At 71.0% G+C, this 20,396-nt stretch carries 18 protein-coding genes; 12 read left to right on the forward strand and 6 right to left on the reverse strand.

All coding sequences use genetic code 11. The features are described from left to right. Positions 1 to 3: 3 nt before the first annotated feature. From R9X44_RS16955 to R9X44_RS16965, 3 genes are read left to right on the forward strand one after another with little or no spacing between them, the layout of a single operon-like run. On the forward strand, positions 4 to 1,023 hold the full coding sequence (locus R9X44_RS16955) for an MCE family protein (protein ID WP_319815139.1): 1,020 nt from the start codon (positions 4 to 6) through the stop codon (positions 1,021 to 1,023). Then, positions 1,020 to 2,318, forward strand: a complete 1,299-nt coding sequence (locus tag R9X44_RS16960) for an MCE family protein (RefSeq protein WP_319815140.1) — start codon at positions 1,020 to 1,022, stop codon at positions 2,316 to 2,318. The genes R9X44_RS16955 and R9X44_RS16960 overlap by 4 nt, the downstream gene beginning before the upstream one ends. After that, positions 2,315 to 3,262: a hypothetical protein gene (locus R9X44_RS16965; protein ID WP_319815141.1), complete on the forward strand. Its 948-nt coding sequence runs from the start codon at positions 2,315 to 2,317 to the stop codon at positions 3,260 to 3,262. Before R9X44_RS16960 ends, R9X44_RS16965 begins: the two co-directional genes overlap by 4 nt. 57 nt (positions 3,263 to 3,319) lie before the next feature. Here the strand turns inward: R9X44_RS16965 and R9X44_RS16970 are convergent, their stop codons facing one another. The 3 genes from R9X44_RS16970 to R9X44_RS16980 all read right to left on the reverse strand — a co-directional run bounded on the left by R9X44_RS16970 (position 3,320) and on the right by R9X44_RS16980 (position 7,483). Continuing rightward, positions 3,320 to 4,573, reverse strand: a complete 1,254-nt coding sequence (locus R9X44_RS16970) for a cytochrome P450 (RefSeq protein ID WP_319815142.1) — start codon at positions 4,571 to 4,573, stop codon at positions 3,320 to 3,322. 66 nt (positions 4,574 to 4,639) lie between these two features. Next, on the reverse strand, positions 4,640 to 6,163 hold the full coding sequence (locus tag R9X44_RS16975) for an AMP-binding protein (RefSeq protein WP_319815143.1): 1,524 nt from the start codon (positions 6,161 to 6,163) through the stop codon (positions 4,640 to 4,642). A gap of 15 nt (positions 6,164 to 6,178) precedes the next feature. Then, entirely contained in the window at positions 6,179 to 7,483 is a 1,305-nt protein-coding gene (locus R9X44_RS16980; protein WP_319815144.1) for a hypothetical protein, read from the reverse strand. A gap of 205 nt (positions 7,484 to 7,688) precedes the next feature. Between R9X44_RS16980 and R9X44_RS16985 the strand changes: the two genes are divergently transcribed. Continuing rightward, positions 7,689 to 8,882, forward strand: a complete 1,194-nt coding sequence (locus R9X44_RS16985) for an amidohydrolase family protein (RefSeq protein ID WP_319815145.1) — start codon at positions 7,689 to 7,691, stop codon at positions 8,880 to 8,882. 58 nt (positions 8,883 to 8,940) lie between these two features. On the opposite strand, the gene R9X44_RS16990 is transcribed toward R9X44_RS16985, so the two are convergent. After that, a complete protein-coding gene (locus R9X44_RS16990; protein ID WP_319815146.1) occupies positions 8,941 to 10,368 on the reverse strand; it encodes an aldehyde dehydrogenase family protein in 1,428 nt (475 codons plus the stop codon). Between the two features lie 306 nt (positions 10,369 to 10,674). Between R9X44_RS16990 and R9X44_RS16995 the strand changes: the two genes are divergently transcribed. The 5 genes from R9X44_RS16995 to R9X44_RS17015 are packed head-to-tail and all read left to right on the forward strand — an operon-like array spanning position 10,675 to position 15,602. Next, positions 10,675 to 12,132 carry an acetyl-CoA synthetase gene (locus R9X44_RS16995; protein WP_319815147.1) on the forward strand — a complete coding sequence of 486 codons (1,458 nt, stop codon included), beginning with the start codon at positions 10,675 to 10,677 and terminating at the stop codon, positions 12,130 to 12,132. Between the two features lie 2 nt (positions 12,133 to 12,134). Continuing rightward, positions 12,135 to 13,232: an alcohol dehydrogenase catalytic domain-containing protein gene (locus R9X44_RS17000; protein ID WP_319815148.1), complete on the forward strand. Its 1,098-nt coding sequence runs from the start codon at positions 12,135 to 12,137 to the stop codon at positions 13,230 to 13,232. Between the two features lie 5 nt (positions 13,233 to 13,237). Next, a complete protein-coding gene (locus tag R9X44_RS17005) occupies positions 13,238 to 13,633 on the forward strand; it encodes a Zn-ribbon domain-containing OB-fold protein (protein WP_319815149.1) in 396 nt (131 codons plus the stop codon). Then, positions 13,630 to 14,817 (forward strand): thiolase family protein, encoded by a 1,188-nt coding sequence (locus R9X44_RS17010; protein ID WP_319815150.1) that lies wholly within the window; start codon positions 13,630 to 13,632, stop codon positions 14,815 to 14,817. The genes R9X44_RS17005 and R9X44_RS17010 overlap by 4 nt, the downstream gene beginning before the upstream one ends. Positions 14,818 to 14,825: 8 nt before the next feature. Then, positions 14,826 to 15,602 carry an SDR family oxidoreductase gene (locus tag R9X44_RS17015; protein ID WP_319815151.1) on the forward strand — a complete coding sequence of 259 codons (777 nt, stop codon included), beginning with the start codon at positions 14,826 to 14,828 and terminating at the stop codon, positions 15,600 to 15,602. Between the two features lie 6 nt (positions 15,603 to 15,608). Here R9X44_RS17015 and R9X44_RS17020 read toward each other — a convergent pair whose 3' ends face one another. Further along, positions 15,609 to 16,274: a TetR/AcrR family transcriptional regulator gene (locus tag R9X44_RS17020; RefSeq protein ID WP_319815152.1), complete on the reverse strand. Its 666-nt coding sequence runs from the start codon at positions 16,272 to 16,274 to the stop codon at positions 15,609 to 15,611. Positions 16,275 to 16,472: 198 nt separating this feature from the next. Here R9X44_RS17020 and R9X44_RS17025 point away from each other — a divergent pair, with 198 nt between their 5' ends. From R9X44_RS17025 to R9X44_RS17035, 3 genes are all read left to right on the forward strand, one after another. Next, on the forward strand, positions 16,473 to 17,201 hold the full coding sequence (locus R9X44_RS17025) for an SDR family oxidoreductase (RefSeq protein WP_319815153.1): 729 nt from the start codon (positions 16,473 to 16,475) through the stop codon (positions 17,199 to 17,201). Further along, positions 17,198 to 18,676, forward strand: coding sequence for a class I adenylate-forming enzyme family protein (locus tag R9X44_RS17030; RefSeq protein WP_319815154.1), 1,479 nt, complete (start codon positions 17,198 to 17,200; stop codon positions 18,674 to 18,676). The genes R9X44_RS17025 and R9X44_RS17030 overlap by 4 nt, the downstream gene beginning before the upstream one ends. Positions 18,677 to 18,771: 95 nt before the next feature. Next, complete coding sequence (locus tag R9X44_RS17035; RefSeq protein ID WP_319815155.1) at positions 18,772 to 19,458, forward strand: TetR/AcrR family transcriptional regulator; 687 nt, start codon at positions 18,772 to 18,774, stop codon at positions 19,456 to 19,458. 22 nt (positions 19,459 to 19,480) lie between these two features. Here the strand turns inward: R9X44_RS17035 and R9X44_RS17040 are convergent, their stop codons facing one another. Next, complete coding sequence (locus R9X44_RS17040; protein WP_319815156.1) at positions 19,481 to 20,251, reverse strand: SDR family NAD(P)-dependent oxidoreductase; 771 nt, start codon at positions 20,249 to 20,251, stop codon at positions 19,481 to 19,483. Positions 20,252 to 20,396 lie beyond the last annotated feature (145 nt).

Raw genomic sequence — 20,396 nt, forward strand, 5'->3', positions numbered from 1 at the left:
GACGTGAGAGTGAAGCTGCTCCTGGGGCCGGTCCTGCTCGCCGTCCTCGCCCTTACCGGCTGCTCGATCCAGACGCTGCACGCCACGAAGGGACCGCTCACCCTGAGCGCGGACTTCACCGACGCGCAGAACCTCGTCGTCGGCCACAGCGTGAAGATCGCCGACGTCACCGTCGGGTCGGTGGTCAAGGTCGAGCTCGTCGGATCGGGCGCGGACTACCGGGCGCGGGTGGAGATGTCGCTGAAGGAGGGGGTCAACGTGCCGGTGGGGACCAGGGCCGAGATCTCCGTGACGTCCCTGCTCGGCGAGAACTACGTCAGGTTGACGCCCCCCGCAGGGGGCGACCTCTCGCAGGGCCCGTTCCTCGCCGACCACGACCGGATCGCCGACACCAGCGTGACCCCGGGGCTCGAGGAGATCGTCGGCCACGCGGGTCCGCTGGTCAGCGCGCTCGCGGCAGGTGACGTGCCGGGGATCGCGAAGGCGGCCAGCGAGGGGCTCGGCGGACGCGGAGAGCAGATGAACCGCATGATCCGCGACGCCGCGGTCTTCACCCAGCTGTTCGCCGACCATCGCGGCGAACTCGCCGACGCCGTCGACGACCTCGCCGCGCTCGGCAGGTCCATCGCCAAGGAGAAGGGCCCGCTCGACCGGCTCCCCGACCGGCTCGCCAAGGCGACGGCGCGGCTCGCCGACGACCGGGACAGAATCCTCACGGCGCTGCGGAGCCTGTCCGACCTCGCGAAGACGGTGAACGACACAGTGCTGCTGAAGCACACCGACCAGATGCACGACATGATCACCCAGCTCGGGCCGATGCTCAAGACCCTGGCGAGCGACAAGACGAGGCTCGGCACGCTGATCGCCAGCGCGCAGGAGTTCGTCTACCGGATGCCGCGTTCGGTGTACAACGGACAGCTCCTGATCTATCCGGTGCTGAAGATCGACGAGCCGTCCGGGGCCAAGGAACCTACGGGACCCACCCTTCCCGAACTTGTCGAGATGCTGAGGCCCGTCGGATGAACCGCCGGATCACCGTCAACCTCGCCGCCTTCACGCTGCTGGCCGTCGTCCTTTCGGTGTGGGCGCTGAAGAGCGTGCTCAGGCTCGACGCGTTCGCCCAGCCGTACCGGATCAGCGCCGAGTTCGCCAGCTCACCGGGGCTCCAGCCCAACTTCGACGTCACCTATCTCGGCGTCGCCGTCGGCAAGGTCAGGTCGGTCAGGTCGGCCGACCGGATGGTCGTCGCCGAGCTCGAGATCGACAAGGGCCGGCGCATCCCGTCGGGCGTCACGGCGGCGGCGGGACTGAAGTCGGCGATCGGCGAGCCCTACGTCGACCTGGAACCGGGTCCCGGCCAGGCCGAGGCAGCGCCGATGAAGCCGGGCGAGACGATCCCGCTCGCCAGGACGAGCGTCTCGCAGACCTACGGTGACCTGTTCTCCGTGGTCAACCGGGCGGTGTCCGGTCTGAACCCCGACGATCTGCGCACCGTCACCCGCGAGCTCGCCGCCGGACTCGACGGCAGGGCCGACTCGCTCGGCAACGGCATCAGCGCGGTCAGCAGGCTGGCCGGCGCCTTCGCCGACGACACGCAGGTCATCGACGGGCTCATCACGAACCTCGGCGGTCTCACCAAGGTCCTCGCCGACCACCGGAACTCCCTGGCCGACGGATTGTCCGGTACCGCGGCGCTGACCTCGGCGCTGGCGGACACCAAGGGCGACCTCGTCCGCCTGCTCGAGGACAGCCCCGACGTCCTCGCCCGGCTCACCAAGCTGCTCGACGACTCCAAGGCCGCGATGAAGTGCACGCTGAGCGCGCTCGGCACCGGACTGCCGACCCTGCTCACCCGCGAGAACGTCGCCGACCTGTCGACCGGCCTGCAGTGGGCGCCGCAGCTCGTGGCGGCGCTCAACGGGGTGACCACCTACGTCAACGGCGACCCGAACCTCAATCTGAAGTTCATCATCACGACGGGGCCGGTCAAGGCGGCGACCGAGTACCGCGAGCTGCTCTCGCTGCCGGTCATCCCGAGAATCCCCACATGTCCCGGGATCGCGCTCCCGGCCGTGCAGCAGCCTTCCCCCGACCGGCCGGCGAACGCGACGCCGCCGGTGACCGCGACGCCGCGTCCGGGCGGCGGGGACTCCCCGGGCGGACCGGACTCCGTCGCGGTGCGCAACAGCGCGAACAAAACCGACGGCGGGCCCGGCTGGTACCTCTGGCTGCCGCCCGTGCTGGCCGGGCTCGTGCTGCTCAGGGTCGCCCTGAACGCGCTGAACCTCGCCGGACGAGCGAGAAGGAGAAGAAGATGACCGACCACGACTCCGAGCCCGCCTCCGCCGCGGACCTCCCGGCACCGGTGCGCGGCGTCGCCGTGGTGCCCCGCCGCGCCCGGCGCTTCCGTCCCGAGCTCACCGGCCTCGCGCTGAAGCCCGCCCTGCGATGGACCCCGCAGGGCGGCACAGCGAAGCCGGAGAAGCTGGAGAAACCGGAGGAGCCGAAGAAGTCGGAAGAGCCGGAAGGGCCGGAGAAGGCAGCGAAGCCGGAGGAGCTAGCGGAGTCGGCGAAGCCGAAGGAGCCGAAGGAGCCGGAGACGGCGGAAGAGCCGGAAGAGCCGGAGGAGCCGGACAAGGCGGAGGAGGACGCGCCCGCCGCGCCGACGAGGCGGAGGCTGACCGTCACCCTTCCGGCGATGCCGAGTGTCGGGCGCGCGGCGACCGCGGTCCTCGTCGTCGCGCTCGCCGCGGTGTCCGTTCTGCAGTGGCAGCAGAACGGGACGCTGACGGCGGCCGAGGAGGACCGGCGTGCGCTCGAGGAGACCTCGGGCAAGGTCGCCAGCACGTTCTTCAACTGGGACCACGCGCACATGGACGAGTCGTTCCAGGCCAAGTACGCGCTGCTCACCAAGGAGGCGGGCGACGCGATCAGACCGACCGCCGAGACCCTGACCACATATTTCACCGCCAACAAGGTGAGCTCCCTGGCGACGATCCAGGGCGTCTATCCGGGGCGGATCAAGGACTCCGCCGCCAACGTGGTGGTCGTCATCGACACGAAGGTGACGACCTCGGCCTCGATCCAGTCCAACACCGGGGCGACCCTGGCGATCAGCATGAAGAAGGTCGGCGGGCGCTGGCTGGCGGGCAACATCACGCTGCTCAGCGGGGGCGTCGAGGCGTACACCGATCCGAGCGGCAAGCCCATCGCCCCTCCGGAGTCCAAGACGTCGGTGCCCGGCGGGACGGTCGGTCCCTGACCGGCACCGGACAGCGGACGGCCCGGCCGGATCAGAATCCGGCCGGGCCGCGCCGTGTCAGGCCGGGGTGAACAGGACGGGGAGTTCGGGCGGCGACCGGAACATGAGGCCGTGGATGTGCACGTCCTGCGCGTCGGGGTCGAGGCGGAGGTCGGGGAGCCGCTGGAGCAGCCGCGTGACCATGATGCGGGTCTCCAGCCGGGCGAGGTGCATGCCGAGGCACAGGTGCATCCCGTGGCCGAAGGCGATGTGCTGCTCCGGGTCGCGGTGCAGGTCGAACACGTCGGGATCGGCGTACCTGCCCGCGTCGCGGCCCGCCGACGCGATCGACACCGAGATCATCGCGCCCGCCGGGATGTCGACGCCCGCCAACTGGACGTCGCGCACTGGCGCGCGGACCACGTTCAGCAGCGGCGGCTCCCAGCGCAGGGCCTCCTCGATCGCCTGCGGGAGGAGCGTCTCGGGGTCCGCCTTGACCTCCGCCAGCTGTTCCGGCCGACTGAGCAGGCCGAACAGCAGATTGCTCGACGAGCGGTAGGTGGTCTCCGCGCCGGCCGGCAGCAGGAGCAGCAGGAACGGCAGGATCTCTTCGTCCGCCAGGGGCCGTCCGTCGATCTCGGCGCGGACGAGGTCGCTGATCACGTCGTCGCGCGGGTCGGCCCGCCGCTCGCGGATCAGCGGGGTGAAGTACTCGCTGAGCGCGCGGCTCGCGGCCAGGCCCGCCGGACGGTCGTTCTGGATCGAGATGAGGTCGAGCGACAGCCGCTGGAAGTCCTTGTAGTCCTCGGGCGGAAGGCCGAGGATCTTCGCGATCACCTGGACGGGGAACGGGAAGGTGAGCTCGCGGATCAGGTCGGCGGAACCCCTTGCGGCGAACCGGTCGATGAGGTCGTCTACCGTCGCGCCGATGACGGCGTCGGACCAGCGGGTGAGGGCGCGGGCCCGGAACACGTGGGCGATCTTGCCGCGGTGGCTCATGTGCTCGGGGGCGTCCATCGCGAGGATCGTGTGGCCCATGACCGGGCCCATGACCTTGTCGTAGATGGCGGAGGAGTAGGTCTTGCTGTCGCCCAGGACCTCGTGCACCGCCTCGTACCCCAGGACGGTGAACAGGGCGGGGTTCTTCACGCCGCCGGTGTCCCTGCCGATGAGATGGCCGAGGTCGATCCGGTGCACCGGCGCCTCGGCGAGCATCGCGGCGAGCATCGGGTAGGGGTCGCGGACGTCGCCGGCCAGCTTGGTGTAGGACTCCATGGGGTCGGCGTCCTTGGGTGACGCGGAGTGCGGCTGGTGGTCGGTGTGCGGGGACATGCGCCGGATCCTTCCTGAATCGGGGAACGGGGGAGGCCCCGCCGGAGCGGGGCCCGCGCGACGGGGCTAGACGCCGCGGCCCGGCGTGCCGCCGGCGCCGTGGGCCGCCCGGACGGCGTCGCGGTCGACCCAGCCGCTGTCCAGTCGCGGGAAGTCGGAGACGAAGGCGACGGTGCGCGGTTTCTTGTACGAGGCGAGCAGGGACTTCACGTGCGCGATGAGCTCCTCGGCCGTGGCCTCCGCACCGGCGTGCAGTTTGACGACCGCCTTGACGCTCTGGTCCCACTGGGGATCGGGGACGCCGATGACGATGGACTCGGCGACCGAGGGGTGCTGGGACAGGGCCTGCTCGACCTCGGCCGGGTAGACGTTCTCCACTCCCGTCTTGATCAGCTCGGTCTTGGGCCCGATGAAGGTGACGGTTCCGTCGGGTTCGCGGCGGCCGAGGTCGTGGGTGCGGTGCCAGCCGCCGTCCTGCCTGCGGGAGGTCTCCCGCGGGTCGTTCCAGTAGCCGAGCATGGCGACGGGGCCGCGTGCGGCGATCTCGCCGGTCTCGCCGTGCGGCACCTCCCGGCCCGACTCGTCGAGGATGCGCAGCCCGGCCATGGGCGTCGGCCGTCCCGGGCCGAGCGGCGCGTCGCCGAACGCCGAGAGCGTCAGCATCCCGCACACCTCGGTCTGGCCGTATCCGCCGGGTTTGCGCATCCAGGGCGAGTCCGCGCGGGACGTCATCTCCTGGAAGTCCTTGTCGCCCATCGGGACTGTCCTGAGGCTCGACAGGTCGTACTTGCGCGCCGCGTTCGCCCTGGCCATCTGCTTGGCGACGTGCGGGATGAGGAACGCGCCCGTCACCTTCTCGGCGTCGATGAGGCGGCAGAACTCCACGGCGTCGTTGCGCGGCGTGTACACGTTGGTGCCCGCCATGTGCAGGGTCGCGAGCGTCGTCATCATCGTCGCGATGTGGAACAGCGGGCCGGTGTTGAGGAAGACGAACTCGGGGGTGATGCCCTGCACCAGCGAGATCGTCAGGTTCTGGGCGATCAGGCCGCGGTGGGAGAGCATCGCCGCGCGCGGACGGCCGGAGAACGCCGCCGTGTACATGAACAGGGTGGGCGCGAGGTCGTCGTCGTCGGCGAGGGGGTCTTCGGCCGAGGACTCCGCAAGAATCCGCTCGTACTCGGTGTCGGCGTCGATCCACACGGCGGTTCCGTGGAGCTTCTGGACGTCGGCGAGCGTGTCGGCGACCTCGCATTGGGACTGCCAGAGCACGACCGCGGGGGCGAGGTCCTCGATCACATGGCCGAACTCGCCGACGGACTGCCGCCAGTTGACCGGGCAGAACCCGGCCTTCAGCTTGGCCGTCGCGAGCATTCCCTCGACGAGCCTGTGGCAGTTCTGGCCGAGCCACAGCACCCGGTCGCCCTCCCGCACCCCGCGCACAGCGAGCGCGTTGGCCAGCCGGTTGACCCGGTCGTCCAGGGCCAGGTAGGTGTGCCGCTGGTCACCGCAGACTGCCGCGGTCCGCTCCGGCCAGCTGCGGGAGTGCTCGCGGCTGATGTCGGCGAGCGTGAAGGTCTGGAGATCACGCATGGCTCGGACCCCTCCTCAGGGTTCGGTGACGACGCGGGTCGACTTGTATCCGGCGCGGGGGAGCGTGTCGCGGGGCAGGATCTCGGGGTCCACGACGATGTCGAGCTTGGTGAAGGCGTCGCGGACGGCGTCGGCGAGCACCTCGATCGGCTCCTCGCTCGACCTGCCGCGCTCGACCCTGATCCGCAGCGCCGCGTCCCGGCCTGCGGGCCTGACCACCTGGTACTCCAGCGGGGACAGGGCGCGCACGGTGCGGAGGGTCCGCTCGATCTCCGGGAGCAGCAGCGACCTGCCCTGGACGGTGATCAGGTCCTTCTCGCGCCCGCCCCACCAGCCGCGCACCGAGGTCTGCGGGCAGCCGCACGGGCTTGAGTCGGTCTTGGCGACCTCCTCGAGGTCGTATCTGAGCAGGAAGTTGTCGCGGCCGAAGGTGGTGACGACAAGCCGTCCCCAGGTCCCGTCGGGCACGGGGTCGCCGTCGGGGTCGAGGATCTCGACGCAGGTGTAGTCCTCGGCGAGGTGGGAGCCGCGCCGGTCGCCGCAGGGCGCGCCGAGGTAGGCGAAGCACTCGGCCCCGGCCGTCGACAGGCCGAGGGTGCCGTCGCTGCCGCCGAGGTTGGGCATCCGGGAGAAGTCGAGCCCGACCTCCTGGGGGGTGAGGCCGAGCCGTTCGGCGTGGGTGATGAAGGCCCCGGTCGAGAACCCCATGAAGGGGAAGTCCGGGGGGAGGCGCTGCCACATGCGCAGCCCCTTCTCGGCGAGCTCCTCGTCGTCCGGCGGCGGGACGTGCATGGTCAGGCAGCCCAGATGCTCGTAGGCGAGCGTCTGGAGGGCTCCACCGCCGTACAGGTAGGAGGGGTGGGCGTGGGTGATGACATGGCCGGGCCTGATCCCCATCGCCCAGAACATCCGGGCCCCGGCCTCGCAGTCGATGAGCAGGTCGCGTTTGGTCCACAGGCAGACCGTCGGGGTGCCCGTGGTCCCGGTGGAGGTGCCGAGCTTGACGTTCTCGCGCACGTCGGTGCCCCGGTAGTCGCCGACGGGCGGGTGCTCGGCCTCTGAGTCGCGCAGTTCCTGCTTCACCGTGACGGGGATGGCCCGCAGGTCGTCCAGCGAGGTGATGTCGCGGGGGTCGGTGACGCCGGCGGCGGCGAGCTTGCGCCGGAAGAACGGGACGGGCTTGGTGAAGACGCGTGCGACGGTCTCGCGGAGCCGCCGCTCCCTGATCTCGCGCATCCGCTCGCGCGGCATGGTCTGCACGGCCATGTCGTAGCAGGGGCGGTCGTCTCCGGGCCTCAGCTCGAAGGGTTCAAGGGGCATCGTCACTCCTGCCGTCGGCCGTGGTTCTCGATCGCGACGGTAGCACTTCTCTGACGTTCATGTCATGGTTAGCATCCGAGGAAGCGGATGCTTCAAGGGAGAATCGGTGGCGGCGAGCGCGGAGAAGCGCGTAAAACCGGCGGTGGTGCCCGACGGGGGCGTTCGCTACCCTGAGCCGAACATGACGTATACGTCAGGGAGTGTTATGGACATCGAGGACCTGATCCTGGTCAGCGTGGACGACCACATCGTGGAGCCGCCGGACATGTTCGACGCGCACGTGCCCGACCGGTGGCGTGACCAGGCGCCGCGAAGCGTGCGGATGGAGGACGGCTCCGACGTCTGGGTCTTCGAGGGGATCAAGGTTCCCAACATCGGGCTCAACGCCGTGGTCGGCCGCCCCAAGGAGGAGTACGGCTGGGACCCGACCGCCTACACCGACATCCGTCCCGGCTGCTACGACCACGTCGAGCGGGTCAAGGACATGAACCTCAACGGGGTCCTGTCCTCGATGTGCTTCCCGTCGTTCGTGCAGTTCTGCGGCCAGCTGTTCAGCAAGGCCAAGGACAAGGAGATGTCGTATGTGATGCTCCGGGCCTACAACGACTGGCACATCGACGAGTGGTGCGGCTCGCACCCCGGCAGGTTCATCCCGCTGTCGATCCCGCCGATCTGGGATCCGGAACTGATGGCGGCCGAGGTCGCCAGGGTCGCGGCCAAGGGCTGCACGGCGGTCACGTTCTCCGAGGACCCTAGCGCGCTGGGCTGGCCGAGCCTGCACTCCGAGCACTGGGACCCGTTCTACCGGGCCTGCGTCGAGCACGACGTCCGGATCTGCCTGCACATCGGGTCGTCGTCCAAGCTCGTCATGCTGGAGGACGCCCCGATGGACGTCCTGATCTCGCTCCAGCCCGTCAACAGCATCCAGGCGTTCGCGAACGTCCTGTGGTCGCCGGTGCTCAAGCGCTTCCCCGACCTCAGGTTCGCGCTGTCCGAGGGCGGCATCGGCTGGCTCCCGTACGCGCTGGAGCGGGTCGACTACGTCTACCAGCAGCACCGCTTCTGGACCAAGGCCGACTTCGGCGACAAACTGCCGAGCGAGCGGGCCAGGGAGGTCTTCACCTTCTGCTTCATCGACGACAAGGCGGGCGTCGCCGAGCGTGACCGCATCGGGATCGACAACATCACCTGGGAGTGCGACTACCCGCACTCGGACTCGACCTGGCCGCACGCGCCGGAGATGGCGATGAAGCACTTCGCCGGCGTGAGCGACGAGGAGATCAACAAGATCACCCATCTGAACGCCATGAAGGCGTTCCGCTTCGACCCCTTCCAGCACATCGCCAGGGACGCCGCGACGGTCGGCGCGCTCCGCGGCCTCGCGGCGTCCGGGGGATGAGCCGGACGGCGAACGGCCGGTGCGCGGAGCACCGGCCGTTCGCCGTCTCGGGGGGACTTCACCAGGGTGCCGGCGCGTCCGCCTTGGGGGTGCGGACGAGCTGCGCCTGCGTGAACTCGTGGTAACCGAGCAGGCCGTTCTCCGTGCCGTAACCGCTGTCGTGCCATCCGCTGAACGGCTGCTCGGGACCGAGCGCCATGTGCGCGTTGACCCATGCGGTGCCGCAGCGGAGCCTTCCGGCGATCTGGGCCGCCCGGTCGGTGTCGGAGCCCCAGACCGATCCGCCGAGCCCGTAGGACGTCGCGTTCGCTGACGAGATCGCCTCCTCGACGTCGGAGTAGGGGAGGATCGGCAGGACCGGGCCGAACTGCTCCTCGGCGACGACGCGCATGTCGGCGCGTGCTCCGGTCAGGAGGGTGACGGGGTAGTAGAACCCGCGGTCTTCGCGGACCTCCGCGCCGACCACCGCGCTCGCCCCGCCGGCCAGCGCCTCATCGACCAGCTCGGTGACCCGGTTGAGCTGGGGCGCGTTGTTCAGGGGGCCGAGCCGGACGCCGGGCTGCATGCCGTCGCCGACGACCACGTCGGCGGCGATCCCGGCGAGCGCGTCGACGATCGGATCGTGCAGCCGCTCGGGGACGTAGAGGCGCTTGATGGCGACGCACGCCTGGCCGGTGTTGTAGAACGCGCCCCAGAACAGGGCGTCGGCGACGGCGTCCACGTCGGCGTCGTCAAGGACGATCCCCGCGTCATTGCCGCCGAGTTCGAGCGTCACGCGCTTGAGGTCGTGCGCGGCCGCCTCGAGGACCTTGCGGCCCGTCGCCACCGACCCGGTGAAGGTGATCTTGCGCGGGACGGGGTGGCGGGTGAGCGCCGCGCCGAGTTCGTCGCCGCCGGACACCACGCTGAGCACGCCGGGCGGGAAGGCCGCCTGCAATCGCTGGATGAGCAGGAGCGTGGACAGCGGGGTGTAGGGCGACGGCTTGACCACGACGGTGTTGCCCGCGAGCAGCGCAGGTGCGATCTTCCAGCAGGCCAGCACGACCGGGACGTTCCACGGCGTGATCGCCGCGACGACGCCGAGCGGGTGCCGGTGGAGCTCGGTGCGGCAGCCGGCGTCCCCGCCCACCTCGGGCCCGGGGAGCGGCAGGTCGGCGAAGTGCTGCAGCCAGATGACCGCGCCGATCAGCTCGGCCATGGAGTCGGCCAGGGGCTTGCCCTGCTCCAGGGTGAGCAGCGTCGAGATGTCGCCGAGCGCCTCCTCGACCACCTTGGCGGCCCGCGACAGGGCGGCGCGCCGCTGGTCGAGATCGCGTGACCAGGGTCCGTCGGCCGCGCGGCGCGCGGCCGCAAGGGCGAGGTCGAGCTGGTCGGGGCCGCACCGGGGCGCGCGGCCGACGACCTCCTCGGTGGCGGGGTTGACCACGTCGAAGTACTCGTCGGCGTCCACGCTCTGGCCGTCGATGGTCATCCGATGCTCTGACACGGGCTCGCTCCTCGTTCAGGTTCTGGCGCCGAGCCGGAGGCTATCACTTTACTGACATCAACGTCATAGTTCGAAGCTGGCAACGCGGCAATTTGGGGGTCTGATCCCTGATTCAAGGGCGTTTCGCCGGTCTTCTCGCTTGAGACACTGGTTTTTACGTGACGGCTATGTCATGGTCTTGCCCACGGCTTCTCGCGAACCGTCGTCGTCAACCAGAGCCCCGGGCCGGGCCCGGGTACGCGCCCTCCCGAGCCCGGCCCGGACGGGCACCGCCGCACCTGCCCTCCCGACCGTGGAAGGACGGTAATGGATCCAAGAACCCCCTGCTTGGTCGGCGTCGGCCAGCGGACCTACCGCCGGACACCCGCCCCCGAACCACTGGAGCAGTGGGCCGAGGCGGCCGCCGAAGCGGCGAAGGACAGCGGGGCCCCCGGACTGCTCGGGGCGCTCGACTCGCTCCAGGTCGTCTACTGCGAGTCCTGGTCCTACGACGATCCCGCCGGACGGCTCGCCGCGCTGCTGGGGGCCGACCCCCGGCAGCGCCGGTACTCCGGCATCGGCGGGAACGTGCCGCAGCGGCTCGTCGGCGACGCGGCCGCCGCGATCGCCAGGGGCGAGATGGACGTCGCCCTCGTCGTGGGCGGCGAGGCGCTGGCCACCCGCCGCGCCGCCCGCAAGGCGGGGGAGCGGACCGCGTGGTCGTTCCCCGCGACGCCCCGCCCGCCCTACCCGCTCGAGGTGTACCCGCTCGCGACCGAGCTGGCGCACGGGGTCCACCCGGCCTGGCTGACCTTCGCCCTGCTGGAGACCGCCAGACGGGCGGCGAGCGGCGAGTCCCCGCAGGAAGAACGCAGGTCGCGCGGGGCGATCATGAGCGCGATGAGCGCCGTCGCGGAGGCCAACCCCTACGCGTGGTTCCGGCAGCGCCGCGCCGCCGACGAACTCGTGACCCCGACGCCCGGCAACCGGCTGGTGGGGTCGCCCTACACCAAGCACACGGTGGCCGTCATCGACGTCGACATGTCGGCGGCCGTCCTGCTCACCAGCACCGCCGCGGCCGACGCGGCGGGGGTCCCGGCCGACCGGCGCGTGTACCTGCGCGGCCAGGGCTACGCCGAGGACGCCTGGCACATCGCCGCCCGCGCGGACCTCGACCGCTCGGCCGCGATGCGGGCCGCCTCCGCCGCCGCGCTGACGACCGCGGGGCTCGGCCTCGACGACATCGGCGTCCTCGACCTCTACGCCTGTTTCGGCTCAGCGGTCCGCTTCGCCTGCGACGCCCTGGGGCTCGATCCCGGCGACCCTCGGGGGCTCACCGTCACCGGCGGCCTGCCCTTCGCCGGAGGTCCCGGCTCGGCCTACCTGCTGCACGCGCTCGCGACGCTGACCGGCAGGCTGCGCGAGGAGGGCGGGCACGGCCTGCTGTCCGGGGTCGGCATGCACATGACCAAGCACATCTACGGCGTGTGGTCGGCGGAGCCGGGCTTCGCCGCCGGCGTCGATCTCGGAGCCGTCGGGGAACCGCGCGAGGTCGTCGACCGGCACGAGGGCGACGCCGTCGTCGCCGCGTGCTCGGTGGTCCACGGCCGCGACGGCGTCGCCGAACGCGGCATCGCGGTGGTGGAGCTGCCCGACGGCGCGCGGGCCTACGGCTGGATCGAGGACCCCGCCCTCCTCGCCGAGGCCGGACGCGAGGAACCGGTCGGCCGGACCGTGCGGCTGACCGCCAAGGGCGAGCAGAACATCATCGACTGGGAGGAGTGACCATGGCGCGCGCCGCGGTGCTGCACCGGGTAGGGGCCGACAAGGTCGAGCTGCTTGACGACGTCACGACGATCGATCCGGGACCTGAGCAGGTCAAGGTGCGGATCAGGGCGACCGGCGTGTGCCAGTCCGACCTGTCCACGATGAGCGGGGTGCTGCCGAGCATGCCGCTCCCGTCGGTGCTCGGCCACGAGGGGGCGGGGATCGTCGCCGCCGTCGGCGCGCACGTCACCGAGGTCGCGGTCGGCGATCACGTCGTCGTCAACTGGACGCCGTCCTGCGGGCGGTGCGGGGAGTGCCTGCGCGGCCATCCGCACCTGTGCATCGCGCTGCTCATCGAGGCATACGGGAGTCCAGGCTTCCTGCTCGGCGACGGCACGCCGGCTTTCGGCATGTCGGGGGTCGGCACCTGGGCGGAGGAGACCGTGGTGCCGCGGCAGGCCGTCGTCAAGGTGCCCGACGACGTGCCGCTGGAGTACGCGGCGATGTTCGGCTGCGCCGTCGCGACGGGGGTCGGCGCGGCGATCAACACCGCGAAGGTGCGGCCCGGCGCGAAGGTCGCGGTCGTCGGTTCCGGCGGCGTCGGCCTCGCCGTGATCGCCGGGGCCAAGATCTCGGGAGCGTCGGTCATCCTCGCGGTCGACCCGAACCCCGCCAAGCACGCCGCGGCGCTGACCTTCGGCGCGACCCACACGGCGGGTCCTGACGATGTCGAGGCCACCGCCGGGCTGCTCACCGGGGGGCAGGGCTTCGACTACGTCTTCGAGGCGGTCGGGAAGTCGGCGGCGATCGACACCGCGTGGAAGCTGACCGCGCGCGGCGGCGACCTCGTGATCGCCGGCGCTGGCTCGGCGGACGACCGCTGGTCGATCGACGCGCTCGCGCTGCTGATGGACGCCAAGACCATCCGGCCCGCCGTCTACGGCTCCTGCGACCTGCGCAGGGACGTGCCGGTCTTCGTCGACCTGTGGCGGTCCGGCCTCCTCGACCTCGAGCCGATGATCACCAGCCGGATCGCGTTCGCGGACCTCAACGACGCGATAGCCAACCTGCGCAGCGGCGACGCCCTGCGCCAGGTCGTCCTGTTCGACGGGAAGTGAGCGCGGTGACCGAGTTCCGGCTTCTGCCCGAGCTGACCGAGCGCAACCGGGTGTTCTGGACGGCGGGCGGCGAGGGCAGGCTGATGCTGTGGCGCTGCCAGGACTGCCGCTGCTGGCTGCACCCGCCCGCGCCGGTCTGCCCGTCCTGCCTGTCGCGCGATCTGAAACCCGAGCAGGTGAGCGGGCGCGGCACCCTCGTGTCGATCACGGTCAACCACCAGCCCTGGAACGCCACTGTGCCGGTGCCCTACTCGATCGGCCTCATCGAGCTGGACGACGCACCGGGACTCCGGCTGATGACGGGGGTCGAGGGCGAACCGCCCATCGGCGCGTTGATGGAGGTCGGCTTCGTCAACGACCGCGACGTCTGGATCCCCGTGTTCGCGGAGGTCGGGCAGTGAGGGCCGAGGACCTCGCCGTCATCAGCGGGACCGGCCAGTCCGCCGTCGGCAGGCGTCTTGGCCGCGGTGCGCTCGACCTGACGATCGAGGCGATCGAACGGGCCATCAAGGACGCCGGGCTGACCCGCGACGACATCGACGGGCTCGCCGCCTACCCCGGTGCGATGGCGTCCCCGCCCGGCTTCTCCGGTCCCGGCACCCCGGACGTCCAGGACGCGCTGCGCCTCGAGCTCAACTGGCACAGCGGGGGACCCGAGGGACCGGCGCAGCTCGCACCCGTCATCAACGCGGTCTGCGCGGTCGCGTGCGGGCTCGCCCGGCACGTCGTCGTCTACCGGACCGTCACCGAGGCGAGCGCCGGGCACGGCGGCATCGGCCTCGGCGGGTCGCGCGGCCAGGGCCGCGGCGGCGGCCGGGCGTCGGGATTCCTGGAATGGACCCTGCCCTTCCACGCCTACTCGGCGGCGAACTGGCTCGCGCTGAACGCCGCACGGCACTTCCACGACTACGGCACGACCCGCGAGCAGCTCGCGCAGGTCGCGCTGGTCGGACGGGCGAACGCGGCGCTGAACCCGAACGCGATCTACCGGACGCCGCTGACCATGGCCGACTACCTCGCCGCGCGCATGATCTCGACCCCGTTCTGCCTCTACGACTGCGACGTCCCCGCCGACGGGTCGACCGCCGTGGTGGTCTCGTCGGTCGAGACGCTCGCCGACCTGCCGAAGCCGCCGGTGCGCTTCGCGGCCATGGGCGCGGCGCTGCACGGCCGTCCCAGCTGGGACCAGCGCGCGGACTTCCCCCGGATGGCCGCCCACGACGCGGCGGCGCAGATGTGGTCGCGCACCACCCTGCGCCCCGGCGACGTCGACTGCGCCCAGCTCTACGACGGTTTCAGCTTCCTGACCCTGTCGTGGCTCGAGGCGCTCGGGTTCTGCGGGGAAGGCGAGTCAGGACCGTTCGTCGAGGGCGGCGAACGCATCGCGCGGACGGGGGAACTGCCCCTGAACACCTGGGGCGGCCAGCTCTCCGGGGGACGGCTGCACGGGTTCGGCCACCTCCACGAGGCGGTCGTGCAGCTCCGCCATGAGGCGGGAGAACGGCAGGTGGCCGACGCGTCGGTCGCCGTGGTGGCGGCGGGAGGCGGTCCGCTGGCGGGCTGTCTGCTGCTCAACACAGACTAGGAGAGGCCATGAGGCTCGAGGGCAAGACAGCGATCATCACCGGCGCGGGACAGGGCATCGGCAAGGCATTCGCCGAGCGGTTCCTCGCCGAGGGCGCGAAGGTCGTCATCGCCGAGATCAGTCCCGAGCGGGGCGCCCGCGCACTGGAGGATCTGAAGGGACGGGGCGAGGTCGAGCTCGTCGTCACCGACATCTCCGACGACGCCTCGGCGGCGGCCTGCGCGGAGCACACCGCGGCCAGGTTCGGCAGGATCGACATCCTCGTCAACAACGCCGCGCTGTACTACGACATCGACAACTCCGACAACTCACCCGAGTACCTGAAGCGCGTCTTCGACGTCAACCTGCACGGCGCGTGGCTGATGACCAGGAACGTCGCGCCCTACATGGTGGAACAGAAGTACGGCCGCATCATCAACCAGAGCTCGAACGCCGCCTACATGTACGTGCTTCCGCCCAGCGAGAGGCCGTTCGAAGAGGTCGGCGCGTTCAGCTACAGCCAGACCAAGTGGGGCGTCATCGGACTGACCAAGTTCATGGCGAGCCAGCTCGGCAAGTACGGCGTCACGGTCAACTGCATCTCGCCAGGCGTGACGATGACGGAGGCCACCGACAAGATCGTCCCCCGCGGCTTCCAGGACATGATCAAGTACATGTCCGCGATGCAGACCGTGCTGCAGCCCGAGGACGTCGCCGGGGCCGCGGTGTTCTTCGCCGGCGACGACGCGAGGTTCGTGACGGGCCAGGTGCTCTGCGTCGACGGAGGGCAGATCATGCCCGCCTGACGGCCGTCAGCGCACGGGCGTGGACAGGAAGGCGGCGAAGGTGATGTCGGTCAGCTTGTCGGTGATCTCGTCCCGGTCGAGGGTGATGAGGTGACGCAGGGACTGCACGAAGTTCATGCGCTCGATCATCATCAGGCAGGACAGCGCGGTGAGCTCCGCGGAGCGCGCGTCACGTCCGGAGTCCGACATCACCGCGGTCATCGCCTTGCTGAGCTTGCCCAGGATGTCGATCCCGTCGGCCCACAGCTCCTCGCCGACGGTGTCGGGCTGGGTCAGCAGCCGGATCACCGCGGAGTGGGTCGTGTAGAGCTCGCCGTACTCCTCGATCCAGGCGCGCAGCGCCGCGTGCCCCGCGGGGGACGGCAGGACCATCGGGAAGCGCTCGGCGAGTTCCTCGACGTCCTGCATGGCGTCCCTGGCCAGTGCCCTGAACAGGTCTTCCTTGTTGGAGAAGTACAGGTAGAAGGTGCCGTGCGAGGTCTTGGCGATCTTGACGACGTCGGCGACCCTGACCTGGTGGTAGCTCATCTCGCTGAAGGCCGTCCGGCCCGCGTCGAGAAGTCGGCGCATGGTGTCCCGGCCCTGCTTGCGCAGGGCGCGTTCCCTCGCCGGGGCGCCGCCCGACATCGACGGCCGGTGCGGAACGGCGGCGCCGGTCTTCTCCATTGACATGACCCAAGGATAGCGGTACCTGACAGCGACGTCGGGCTCCCTATGGCCAAGATCACATTCGCGGTGGGCTTGGCGTCCCGGCGGCACGTGCATGTCCGCCCTTTCGCCCGCCCAGGAGGGAGGCGCGGTGCGCGCGACGAGATCTGATGATGACACGGGCGTCATAGGCGTCATAGGCCCCGCAGGAAGGAGAAGGACATGGACCCCGCTGAACCGCGAGACTCCCCCCGGACCGCCGTCGTGACCGGGGGGAGCGGCGGCATCGGGCTCGCCTGCGCCGAAGTGCTCATGGCCAGGGGCTACGAGGTGGTGCTGACCGCGCGGACCGCGAAGCCGCTGCGCGCGGCCGCCGAGCGGATCGGCGCGCGCTGGGTCGCCGCCGACGCGGCCGACCCCGTCGGGTTCGCCGGGGTCGTCGCCGCGGTCGGCCGGGTCGACCTGCTGGTGCACGCGGCGGGGACGCTCGCCGGGACCTTCGTCCGCAAGGAGCGCGTCGAGGACTTCGACGCCGTGCTCCGCGCGAATCTGCGCTCCACGCTGGTGGCCGTCCAGGGCGTGCTGCCGAAGATGCGCCAGGGCGGCCGCATCGTGCTCATCTCGTCCTCCTCAAGCGAGCAGGGGATGAAGGGCCGCGCGGCCTACTCGGCGTCCAAGGCCGGGATGAACGCCTTCGCCGAGTCGCTCGCCGCCGAACTGGAGCGCGACGGGATCAACGTCAACCTCGTGATCCCCGCACCGGTCGAGACGCCGATGCTGCAGGACGTCTCGTTCGAGATGCACGCACTCCAGCCTGAGGACGTCGCCGGAGTCGTCGGGTTCCTTGACTCGCTCGACCCCCGCGTGGTGCTGCCGCGTATCTCGATGCGCGCGGCGGCCGAGGGGCCGCTGGCCTCCCGCACGGTGATCCCGCCGAAGGTCCGCGCGTGAGCGCCGTGGAGGGTGTGCCGTTCGGCGTCCGGCTGCGGGAACTCGCCGACGCGGAACCCGAGGCGCTCGCCCTGGTCGTCGTGGACGCGGGCGGCGCGTTCCGGAGCCTGACCCGGCGCGCGGTGGACGAGGGCGCGAACCGCTGGTGCCGGGCGCTCGGCTTGCGGGGCGCGGGCGCGGGCGACAGGGTCGCGCTCGCGGTGCCCAACTCGGTGGACCTCGTGCTCGCGGCCCTCGGCGTCTGGAAGGCGGGCGCGGTGCCCGTCCCGGTCCGATGGGACCTGCCCGACTGGGAGCGCGGCAGGGTCCTCGCCGCGATAGACCCGGCCGTCGTGGTCGACGGCGACCGGCTCGCGGAGTTCCGTGACCTCGCCGCCGCCCAGGAGCCGGGGGCGGTGCCGGACCTGACCTCGCCCCAGCACAGCGGCATCTGCAGCAGCGGGGCCACCGGCACCCCGAAGGTGATCGTGAACGAGCGGCCCGCCCTGTGGTCGCCCGAGCTGTCCCGGCCGTTCCTCGAGCACTGGGAGCCGGTGGCACGCCCCCAGACGATCCTCGTCCCGGGGCCGATGTACCACACCAACGGCTTCGCGACCCTGAACTCCCTGCTGGGCGGCGACGTGCTCGTGGTGCTCGAACGGTTCGACGCAGCGCTCGTCCTCGACGTCATCGAAAGGCACGCGATCACGACGTTCACCGCGACGCCCACCATGCTGCAGCGGATCGCCGCCGTCGAAGGCGTCGCGGGCCGCGACCTGTCGAGCCTCCGGTGGATTCTCCAGGGTGCGGCGGTCATGCCGCCGGGCCTGCTGCGCACCTGGTTCGACCTGCTCTCGCCGGAACAGGTCGTCATGGCCTACGGCATGACGGAGAACCTCGGCCTGACGGCGCTGCGCGGCGACGAGTGGCTGGCGCACCCCGGCAGCGTCGGCCGTGGCTCCCGGGGAACGGAGATCAGAATCCTCGACGGGAACCTCGATGACGTGCCCGTCGGCGAACTCGGGGAGATCTACCTGAGGTCGCCGGCGAGCGGTACTTACAGCTATCGGGGCGGTGCCGCGCGGCTCCCCGCCACCGAGGACGGCTTCGCCTCCGGAGGGGACATCGGCCGTCTTGACGAGGACGGCTACCTCTACATCGCGGACCGGCGGGTGGACATGATCGTCACGGGCGGGGCCAATGTGTTCCCGGCCGAGGTGGAGAGCGCGCTGATCGAGCATCCGGGAATCGCCGACGTCGTCGTCATCGGGCTCGCGGACGAGCGGTGGGGCCGCAGGGTCCACGCGGTGGTCGAACCGTCTGCGGGGTCGGGCGCGGTCACGGAGGCCGAGGTTGTCTCCTTCGCCAGGGCGCGGCTGGCCGCCTACAAGGTCCCCAAGACCGTCGAACTCGTCGACCGGATTCCGCGGACCGCCGCCACCAAGGTCAACCGGTCGGCGATGGTCAGGGAACGTGAGGGCCGAGTCGAACGGTAATCTCCTTATCGCGGGCCAGCTACACTTCCGGAGGAACGCATTTTCCCGCATTCACCGGCGGGCGAGTTCCGTCGGCTGCGGACAACGGAGGCACGATGGTGGACGGCGACGACGCGGCGGCTGCGACGGGGACCTGGCGTGAGCGGTCGGTCGAACGATCGCTGCGCGAGGCCCGGGCGAAGGCCGAGACGCGGTCCCGGCTGCTCATGCGGACCGCCACGGAGCTGCTCAGCGAGACCGGCCGCGCCGACTTCACCGCACAGGAGCTGGTGGAGCGCGCGAAGACCTCGCTGCGCGCGCTCTACCAGCACTTCGGGAGCAAGGACGAGCTGCTCCTCGCCCTGTTCGAAGAGATCATCATGGAGAGCACCGCGGCCTGGCGGACCGAGATCGAGCAGATCGAGGACGACCGCGCGCGGCTGAAGTTCCTGCTGGAGAAGATCTACGGCAAGCCGGGCGAGGACATCGGTACGGGGATCAACCGGGCGCTGGTCATCTACAACCTGCAGCTCGCCGAGACCCGCCCGGCCGACTTCGCCAGGGTGCTCGCCCCGTTGCAGCGGCTGATCCGCGACCTCGTGGTGCGCGGCGTGGCCAACGGCGTGTACCGCGCCGACCTCGACCCCGAGATCCTGGCGATCATCACTTTGCAGACGGTCATGGGCGCGGCGAGCATGCACGCCCTCGGCGCTGAGCTGGCGGGCGGCGTCCTCAACAGCGAGCACCTGCTGGAGTTCTGCGTCGACGGCCTGGCCGGCACGCTCGCGGGCCCCGGCCGCTGACGGCCGGGGCCCGCGGCCCGGCTCACTTCGGCGCGAAGCGCAGCGCGGCGTCCAGCCGGACGGTCTCGCCGTTGAGGTAGTCGTTGTCGATCATCGACTCCACGAGCCGCGCGTACTCCGCGGGCCTGCCCATGCGCGGGGGATAGGGGATCGCCGCGCCGAACCGCGCGGTCGCGTCCTCCTCCGACATGCCGAACGCCGGGGTGTAGAAGGTGCCGGGCGCGATGGTCAGCACCCGGATGGCGCGCACGGCGAGGTCGCGGGCGGCGACCAGCGTCATGGCGGCGACCCCGCCCTTGGCCGCCGTGTAGGCCAGCTGTCCGATCTGCCCTTCGAACGCGGCGATGCTGGCGGTGGTGATGATGACGCCACGGCCGCTGTCGCCTTCCGGCTCGGAGGCCGCCATGGCCGCCGCCGTCAGCCGCATGACGTTGTAGGTGCTGGTCAGGTAGGACTCCAGGGTGGTCCGGAAGCCGTCGAGCTCAAGGGGCGAGCCGTCCCTGCCGACGAGCCGTCCGCCGACCGCCGGACCGGCGTGACCGGTCACCACCGCGCGCAGCGGTCCCATCTGCTGGGCGGTCGCGATCGCCGCGAGCACGTCATCGGTCGATGAGGCGTCGGTGTGCACGTGGCACGCCCGCTTCCCGAGCTCCGCGACGAGCGCGGCCGAGCGCTCGTCGGCCACGTCGGCGACGACCACATGGGCGCCCGCGGCGTGGAGCCGCCGCACCGTCGCCGCGCCGAGCCCGCCCGCGCCGCCGGTCACGATCACGCTGTTGCCGTCGATCCGCACCGCATGCCTCCTCCGCTTGGTAATAGGGTTACCCTAGCCGGGTAAGGCTATTGCCAGTCAATGGGTTCTCTGCGATGATCTGGCGCAAGAACGGAGACGCCCCCTTCCGTCGGTCGGTGCGATGCGCGGGCGTCGGGGAGGGCTC

Origin of the sequence: Actinocorallia sp. A-T 12471, from assembly GCF_033875155.1 — a bacterium.
GTDB lineage: Bacteria > Actinomycetota > Actinomycetes > Streptosporangiales > Streptosporangiaceae > Actinocorallia.